The sequence below is a fragment of the Bradyrhizobium sp. STM 3843 genome (assembly GCF_000239815.1).
Classification (GTDB): Bacteria; Pseudomonadota; Alphaproteobacteria; order Rhizobiales; family Xanthobacteraceae; genus Bradyrhizobium.
Map to the genome: position 1 here is coordinate 91367 of NZ_CAFK01000014.1, position 8129 is coordinate 99495.

General features: G+C 63.9%; 10 protein-coding genes. 5 read left to right on the forward strand and 5 right to left on the reverse strand.

Annotated elements, in window-relative coordinates; translation table 11 throughout:
* Window position 1: 1 nt before the first annotated feature.
* On the reverse strand, window positions 2-964 hold the full coding sequence (locus tag BRAS3843_RS02980; protein ID WP_008967227.1) for a LysR family transcriptional regulator: 963 nt from the start codon (window positions 962-964) through the stop codon (window positions 2-4).
* A gap of 101 nt (window positions 965-1065) precedes the next feature.
* Here BRAS3843_RS02980 and BRAS3843_RS02985 point away from each other — a divergent pair, with 101 nt between their 5' ends.
* The 3 genes from BRAS3843_RS02985 (at window position 1066) to BRAS3843_RS02995 (ending at window position 2643) form a co-directional block, all read left to right on the forward strand.
* A complete protein-coding gene (locus BRAS3843_RS02985; RefSeq protein ID WP_008967228.1) occupies window positions 1066-1491 on the forward strand; it encodes a DoxX family protein in 426 nt (141 codons plus the stop codon).
* Window positions 1492-1562: 71 nt separating this feature from the next.
* Entirely contained in the window at window positions 1563-2036 is a 474-nt protein-coding gene (locus tag BRAS3843_RS02990; RefSeq protein ID WP_008967229.1) for a twin-arginine translocation signal domain-containing protein, read from the forward strand.
* On the forward strand, window positions 2029-2643 hold the full coding sequence (locus BRAS3843_RS02995; RefSeq protein ID WP_244425103.1) for a TlpA disulfide reductase family protein: 615 nt from the start codon (window positions 2029-2031) through the stop codon (window positions 2641-2643). The genes BRAS3843_RS02990 and BRAS3843_RS02995 overlap by 8 nt, the downstream gene beginning before the upstream one ends.
* A 59-nt stretch (window positions 2644-2702) precedes the next feature.
* On the opposite strand, the gene BRAS3843_RS03000 is transcribed toward BRAS3843_RS02995, so the two are convergent.
* From BRAS3843_RS03000 to BRAS3843_RS03010, 4 genes are all read right to left on the reverse strand, one after another.
* Window positions 2703-4361, reverse strand: coding sequence for a hypothetical protein (locus tag BRAS3843_RS03000; RefSeq protein WP_008967231.1), 1659 nt, complete (start codon window positions 4359-4361; stop codon window positions 2703-2705).
* 20 nt (window positions 4362-4381) lie between these two features.
* Window positions 4382-5086, reverse strand: a complete 705-nt coding sequence (locus BRAS3843_RS03005) for a cysteine hydrolase (protein WP_008967232.1) — start codon at window positions 5084-5086, stop codon at window positions 4382-4384.
* A 110-nt stretch (window positions 5087-5196) separates the two neighbouring features.
* Window positions 5197-5400: a hypothetical protein gene (locus BRAS3843_RS40470; protein ID WP_139024705.1), complete on the reverse strand. Its 204-nt coding sequence runs from the start codon at window positions 5398-5400 to the stop codon at window positions 5197-5199.
* Between the two features lie 58 nt (window positions 5401-5458).
* Window positions 5459-6355, reverse strand: a complete 897-nt coding sequence (locus BRAS3843_RS03010; RefSeq protein ID WP_008967233.1) for a LysR family transcriptional regulator — start codon at window positions 6353-6355, stop codon at window positions 5459-5461.
* Between the two features lie 113 nt (window positions 6356-6468).
* Here BRAS3843_RS03010 and BRAS3843_RS03015 point away from each other — a divergent pair, with 113 nt between their 5' ends.
* Window positions 6469-7221 carry a glucose 1-dehydrogenase gene (locus tag BRAS3843_RS03015; RefSeq protein WP_008967234.1) on the forward strand — a complete coding sequence of 251 codons (753 nt, stop codon included), beginning with the start codon at window positions 6469-6471 and terminating at the stop codon, window positions 7219-7221.
* 48 nt (window positions 7222-7269) lie between these two features.
* A complete protein-coding gene (locus tag BRAS3843_RS03020) occupies window positions 7270-7653 on the forward strand; it encodes a nuclear transport factor 2 family protein (protein WP_008967235.1) in 384 nt (127 codons plus the stop codon).
* The last annotated feature ends 476 nt before the right edge of the window (window positions 7654-8129 follow it).

Sequence of the window (8129 nt, forward strand, 5' to 3'; positions counted from 1 at the left end):
GCTAGGCGCGCTTTGGCTTGCCGCGCGACGCGCGCGTCGCGGTCGCGGCGGTTCTTGGGGTGTCCGAACTGTGCGACGCCAGCTTCAGCCGGGGATCGGCGGCAAGGAAATCGATGAAGGTCCGCACCTTGGCCGAGAGATATTTCCGGGTCGGATACACGGCCGACAGCGGCCCTTCGATCGTCGTCCACTGCGGCATTACCGGCTCGAGGCGCCTGTGAACCAGATCGTCTGCGATCAGCCATTTCGGCAGCACGGCCATGCCCATGCCGGCCACCGCAGCCAGATGCAGCAGGGTCTCGTTGCCGCTGGCGAGTACTTCGTTGAGGGTCAGATGCTCCGCGCCATCCGGTCCTTGCAGCGCAATGGTGCGCACCGAGTACAGCGGATATTTCAGGAGCGCGTGCCCGTTGATCTCGGCAATCGTTGTCGGCCGTCCGGCGCGGTCCAAATAGGCCGGCGATGCCACCAGTTGCATCACGATTTTTGCCAACGGGCGGGCGATCAGGCTTTCATCAGGCTTTGCCGTAACCCGGAGCGCCAGATCGAAACCCTCGTCGATCATGTTCACGAGCCGCCCGCTGAGATCGATGTCGAGCTGCACCTGAGGATAGCGCGCCTGGTAGTCAGCCAGGATGCCGGCGAACAGCGGATTGGCGAACCAGACCGGGGCGCTCAGCTTCAGCGTGCCGCGGGGGATCACCGTCGCCTTGCTGACGACGGCCTCGACCTCGTCGAGCGCCTCGATCATCTGGCGCGCCTGCTCGAAATAGAGCGCGCCCGCCTCGGTGAGACCGACCCGGCGACTGGTCCGATTGAGGAGCCGTGTCGAGAGGCGCCGCTCCAGCTCCATCACATGCTTGCTGGCCATGGCCGGCGACAGGCCCAGCCGACCTGCCGCCGCCGCGAAGCTCCTGAGTTCGGCGACGGCGCAGAACACCCTGATGCTGACAAGCCTGTCCATCGATCATCAACCAAGAGGAAATGATTGATCAACAGCTAGCACAATGATCAAACCCAGAGAAATCATTAAACGGGTCGACACCATCAGCTTCGGAGCCCGTCATGTCGACCACCACACTCGCCCCCGCTCAGCCGGCCATTGCCTTGCGGATCGGCCTCTGGATCGCGCAGGCCCTGCTCTTCGTTACCTTCGGCGGAGCCGGGCTCGTCAAGCTGCTCACGCCGATCCCTCAGCTGGCCGCCATGATGCCGTGGACCGGCGACCATTCCGAAGCATTCGTCCGCATGATCGGAGTGATCGATCTCGCCGGCGGCCTCGGCATTCTGTTGCCAGCCCTCACCCGCATCATGCCGCGCCTCACGGTGCTGGCTGCGCTCGGCTGCACGACGCTCCAGATAGTCGCGATCGTCTTCCACGTTTCGCGTGGCGAAGGCGCCGTTACGCCGCTCAACCTGGTGTTGCTGGCACTTTCGGCGTTCGTGCTGTGGGGACGCAGTCGCAAGGCGCCGATCCTGCCGCGCAGCTGACGCTCTCCGGCCAGCACGTATCGGCGATCAACGGTCGTCGTCAGCACTCCGTAACGACGAGGCTCCTTTCGATGAGCGACCCGATCAACGATCTTTCAAGGCGCGGATTCCTCGCCGGAGCACCGGCGGCGATCGGGACGGCGGCGCCAGCCGTCCCGATTCCCGCTTCCCCTCACGCAAGCCATGGGATCGTCATCTTGATCGATCGCAACGATCCGCATGTCATGGGACACGCCATCAGCTACTCCGCCAATCTCTCCAAGCACTTTGCCAGCAAGCGACAAACACTGCCGATCGAAGTGGTCGCCAATGGCCAAGGGATCGACATCTTTCGCGCCGATAGATCACAGCTGAAGGAGCCGCTGGCGGCGGTGCGCCAGATGTATCCCAACATCGCCTTCAGCATGTGCGCGTCCTCGAAAGCGATCGCCGAAGCCAAGGAGAACATCACGATCCAGCTGATCGATGGCGCGCAGCTGGTACCATTCGGAATCGGCCGCGTCGCCGAATTGCAGATGAAGGGGTGGGCTTACATCCATGGCTGATCAGGTCGCTTCGCTCGGGCCGCTCCGAGCCCGACGGCAGCTGCTGCTGAACGGAGCCGGGCTCAGCTTCACGTTGCTGCTCGCCGCGCGTGCGCGCGCTGAGGAGCCGAACCCGCCGGTGTTCGGCACGGCGCGCAGCCAGTTCATTATCGTCCGGCCCCGCACGCCGTTGGCGCCGCTCCGGCTTCAGGACCTGACCGGCAAGGAGGTCGTGCAGGCGACCAAGCCGGGCCACGTCACGTTGGTCAATCTCTGGGCCACCTGGTGCGCCGCCTGCAGGATCGACCTGCCGGCCTTGGCCGGCCTGGAGCGGCAGCGGATTCCCGGCCTCGACATCTGGACCATCTGCACCGACGCGCGCGCCCCAAAGGACATCCGCCGCTATGCCCAGGACGTCGCGATGCCCCGCCAATCCTTTGCCGATCCGCATTCATCGGCGACCAACGCGGCCGATAGGGACGCTTCGAGGTTTGCATTGCCTGCGATGCCGATCTCCTATCTGATCGGGACCAGCGGCCTGATCGAGGGCTACATCACCGGCGCGCCCGAATGGCTCTCGCCCGCCGGCGACGCCCTGCTCCGCTACTATCTGGACCGGCAGGATTGAGCGTTGGCGGCGAAGCCGGCCGCGCTGCGGCCGGCTCGAACACGAATGGTCTTTGGACGCTACTCCGCAGGCGCGGCCACCGGCATCTCCGGATGCGAGACGTAGTGCTCGCTGGCGCCGACCTTGCTCAACCAAAACAGCCCGGCCGCGACGACGGCATAGGCCAACGCGACCGCAGGCGTGACGCCGAGGCCGCCGCCAACGCCGACCGCCTCACCATGCATGAAGCCGAAATAGGTCATCACGGCGCCGGCCAGCGCGAAGGCCGAGGCCTTGGCGAAATCGCGCTCGATCACGAACACGCCAATGGCACCTAACACGAGGCCAGCGAGGATCGAGCCCCCGCCCATCACTTCGAGCCCGTGATAGAGCACGCCCTGCTGCGGCAAAGCGGCGATCGCCGCGGTCTTGACCGCGACAGCCTTGTCCGGCGCCATGCCGCCGACCGCCTGCGCCGCCGTCAACGTCGACGCCAGCATGGTGTCGATCTGCAGCTTGGCCCAGGCCGCCAGATGCGGCGTAAACGCGAGCACGATCGCCGGCGCATGCTTGACTGGCGTGGTCTGGAACGCCTGTGCCCCGATCAGCATGCCGATATAGAGCAGGATCGGCGAGATCGCCACGACGGGCACCAGCGCCAGCAGCACCGAGATGATGCCGAGCCAGGACAACAGGATCACCATGAGGCCGGTCGCGGCGGAATAGCCGATCCGTCCGCCCATCGCCTTCCAACCGGGATGGCCGATATAAACCGCGTTGATGAAGGGGTTGCCCATCAGGCAGCCGATCAGGCTGACCACGCCGTCGGCCGTCAGCACGCGGGTGGTCGGATACTCATCTCCGGCGGCTTCGGCGCTTTCGACATTGTCCATGGCCTCGACGAGATCATAGATGCCGAACGGGATCGCGGTGACCAGGATGACGCCGAGATATTCGAAGCCGGAGAACACGGTGTTGAAGGCCGGCACCGGCACCGAGAAGCCGAAATTGGCGAAGGCATCGCCAACGCCCTTGAGGCTGAGGCCGCCGAGCCCAAGGCCGAACAAGTTGGAGCCCCAGCCGATCACCATGCCGGCCGCGATCGCGACCAGGCCCGCGGGCAGCCCCTTCGGATATTTCACCCCACCGAACCAACTCACCAGGATGATGGCGAAGCAGACCAGGCCGATCTGCGGCGTCATGTACATCTCGAGCGCCGGGCGCATCGAGATGAAGGTGATGGAAACGCCGGCCAGAGTGCCGAGCAGCGCCGCGCGCGGCGTGATCTGCCGGATATAGGGCGCGACGAAGCCGCCGATCATCAGGATGAAGCTCTGGAAGAACACCCAGACCAGGCCCGCAGACCAGCCCTTCATGGGATCGCCGGTCTTCAGCGTGATCGGCAGCATGATCACGAAGGTGACAATGAACATGTGGGGCACGCTGACGCCCGAGGGCAGCGCGCAGACGTCGCTACGGCCGGTCTTCAGCGCCAGGCGATAGGCCAGGAACGCGTAGTAGAACGTCGAGAGGCACATCATCAGCCCCAGCGCCGGCAGGATGCGGCCGAACACCAGGCTGTCAGGCATCTTCAGCACGAAGCGCAACAGGCCGGTCAGCACCAGCATGTTGACGAGGATGTTGGTGCCGAAGCCGAAAAACGCATTCCAGTCGCCTGAAGTCCACAAGACCGGCTTGAAATCCGCGCGCACCGCGCCTGCCGTCCCACTTGCGCTCATCGCATTGCTCCCCGTGCTGTTTAGGCGTTCAACGTCTCCAAACTCATCGCTGCCAGAACGGCGGTGGAATCGGCGACCCAGCCGAAGATGCCGCCCTGGGCCTTGATCATCCGCAGGCCCATCTCGTGAAATTCCGGGAAGTAGGACGCGCAGCCGTCCGAGATGACGACGCAGCGATAGCCGCGGTCATTGGCCTCGCGCACCGTGGTGTTGACGCAGACTTCCGTGGTCACGCCGCACACCAGCAGATTGGCGATCGCGTGCTGCTTCAGCACGTCCCCGAGCTCGGTGGCGTAGAACGCGCCCTTGCCCGGCTTGTCGATCACGACCTCGCCCGCGACGGGATAAAGCTCAGGAATGATGTCGTGGCCTGGTTCGCCGCGGATCAGAATGCGCCCCATCGGCCCGGGATCACCGATACGCAAGGACGGCGCGCCGCGCTCGACCTTGGCGGGCGGCGCATCGGAAAGATCGGGCTTGTGGCCTTCGCGGGTATGGATGACCAGCATGCCCGCGTTGCGCGCCGCGGTCAGCAGATTGGCGATCGGCTGCACCGCGCGCGCAAGCTGCGATACGTCGTTGCCGAGCGTCTCGCCGAAGCCGCCGGGCTCCATGAAGTCGCGCTGCATGTCGATGATGAGAAGCGCGGTCTTCGACCAATCGAGACTGATCGGCTCGGGCTCGGCCATCACCGTGCCTGTGGTGGCTAAGAGTGAGCTCGTCATGGCCGACGCTTCCCCCGCGCAAGAGATCTCCCAAGGCACGGTCAAGCAAGCGCTATGCCATTGTGTACAATGCGGCGAGGTGCGCCAGCGATTCGAATGCTGTTTTCAACTCAAGAGCTTACGGCCATTTCTGGCGTTGCTTCTTCATTATGCAGCCGGTGAGATAAACGCTTTGCGCTCATTTCTTGAGCTATCATGCATGCAAGGCCGCAGCATTGCCCAAAAGCCATGCGGCAAAAGATAATGGAGGCGTTGCGGCGCTTTACTGCATCACCACGCCGCTCTGTCCTGGGGGTGAGCTTCTGGATTGTCATGCTTCGATCATGTGGCGGGCATCGGGCTCGTCGCCTCGTCGCACGGGGACCGACGATGCTAGATCAATGACTTGGGAAACCCCGCTGCGAGATGGTCAATGAGCGCTCGGACAGCGCGAGGCAGACCACGGCGCGTGGTGAAGACGAGATGCACGATACCCTGGTGACCGCGCCAGTCTGAAAGGACATGGACGAGCTTGCCTTGGCCAAGCGCCTCCCGGCAGAGCTGATCCGGCAGGAGCGCGACGCCGAGTCCCGCGACCGCCGCATCGCGTACCGCGCCAAAGTCGCCGCATCCCATGCGTGGTTCATGCCTGTGAACACGAGCGCGCCCGTCATCCGTCTCCAGATGCCATTCGACCAAAACATCGTCATCGGACGTCGCGAGCGTCGGAAGCGTAGCGAGATCGTCCAGGGTCCGCAGCCGGCTTGCAAGCTGCGGGCTCGCCACAAGGATGCGCGTGGATGTCCCGAGCGACCGCATCGTAAGAGCTGCGTCGCCGACGAGCACAGAACGAACACGCAGGGCCACATCGATCCGTTCTTCGATCAGGTTCACGGGCCGGTCGATGGCGATGAGTTGCAAGCGCACCTTGGGATAGCGAGCCAGGAAGCTCGACACGAGCCCGGATATTTCCGCCACCATGCCGGTCGGGCAGCTGAAACGAATGCGGCCATGGGGCTCTGCCTGCGCTTGCGTCACGAGCGCCTCGGCCTGTTCGGCCTCCGCCAGGATTGCACGGCAGCGCTCGTAGAAAGCCTGCCCCAGCTCGGTGACGCGAAAGCGTCTGCTCGATCGCTCGATCAGGCGCAGGCCCAGACGCTCCTCGAGCCCGGCGATCCGCCGGCTCAGTTTTGATTTGGGCTCGCGCAAGGCCCTCCCGGCGGCAGCAAATCCGCCATGCCCAACCACCTGGGCAAAATAGGCGAAGTCGTTCAGATCGGCCTTGATCATCGTTCCTCTCATAGAACGCTGCGTACCATATCTCCCAACTACTCGCATCATCGTTCTGCTCACATCTTCAACGGTAACGGCGCTTCTGCCGCAGGCTTCAAAGGAGACGGACGATGACCAAGAGGTTCAACGACAAGGTCGTGGTGGTGACCGGTGGCACGAGCGGCATCGGCCTTGCGACCGCGAGGGCTTTTGTGGCCGAGGGCGCCTCGGTGTTCGTGACCGGCCGCCGTCAGGACGGGCTTGACGCCGCGGTGAAGTCGATCGGCGGTCGCGTGACGGGAGTGCGCGGCGATATGGCGAATCTCGCCGACATCGACCGGCTCTACGATGCCGTTCAGCAGAAGCATCACCAGATCGATGTGATCTTTGCCAATGCTGGTGGCGGCGAGTTTGCGCCGCTTGGCGCGATCACGGAGGAGCACTATCAGCGCACCTTCGACACCAACGTGAAGGGTGTCCTCTTCACCGTCCAGAAGGCACTCCCATTGTTGCGTGACGGCGCTTCCATCGTCCTGAACGCATCGACGACGAGCGTCTCGGGAACGCCGGCCTTCAGCGTCTATTCGGCGACCAAGGCCGCCGTGCGCAACTTCGCCCGCAACTGGATCCTGGACCTGAAGGACCGGCATATCCGTGTCAACGCGGTCAGCCCCGGCGTCACCGAAACGCCCGGGCTGGACCATCTGTTCGGTAGCGGCGAGCAGGCAGAGAGCACGAAGACTTATCTCGCGGGACTGATCCCGACCGGGCGCGTCGGCCAGCCCGATGAGATCGCAAAAGCCGTGCTGTTCCTGGCCTCAGACGACGCGAGCTTTGTCAACGGCGTCGAGCTCTTCGTCGACGGCGGGCAGACCCAGATCTGAAGCGGGCCGCGCAGCACGCCTTACAACTGATGGAATCGGAGCAAGACGATGAACGAAACTCGCGAAACAGCAGATCGCATCCACGAACTGCTTCACCGCAACCTTCAGGACGTTTTCGGCGAGGCCGACGCAAAGCGCCGCCGCGCTGCAATCGCCGAGCTCTGGACGGAGAACGGAGTCTTGTACGTCCCGACTGGCGTCTTTGTCGGCCGCGACGCGATCGACAAGTTCGCAGGCGAACTGCGCGCAACTCATCCCGATTTCATTTACACGCCGATCGGCGAGCCACAAGCGCTTCACAACGCTGGACGGCTGGCCTGGGGATCTGGGCCGCGCGGCGAAGCGTCCGATTATACCGGATGGGATGTCGTCATCGCCCAGGATAATAGGATCGCCGTCCTTTATGTATTCCTTGATCCGCCGGGCAAGTGAAGATCGCCCGGCAGGAAGAGTCGGTCGCAGCTGAGTGGAACGCGGGGCGCGAGCATAAGCTCCTGCGTTTCACACAAGCCAGTTCCGACGAGCGCTCCGATTTCGGAAAAAAATAAATCTATTGCTATTTTCCAGAAATCATGATTGTAAACGCGCATCCCGCCTCACTGCGGAGGGGCGTTGCGCGCGATCGTCACGACACGCGAGGCGGGGAGCGATGGCCGCGATGGAGCCGCGGCGTGTCTTTGGGCGCGCCGACGAACGGCTTTGCTGCGGACGTGAAGTCGCAGCGTCCCGATACCCCGACGCTGGTATCACCGCGCAACGCGCGCAAGCGCGTTGTCGCTAAGCGACGAGGCTTCGCCTCGCGCGGAGGTGGCCAACAAGCCCGGCGCACCAGGGAGACTGCGTATAAGCGTTAAGACCGTCGCGCAGGGAATGCCGGATGTTCGGCTAACCTGTGGTACCTGCCGCCT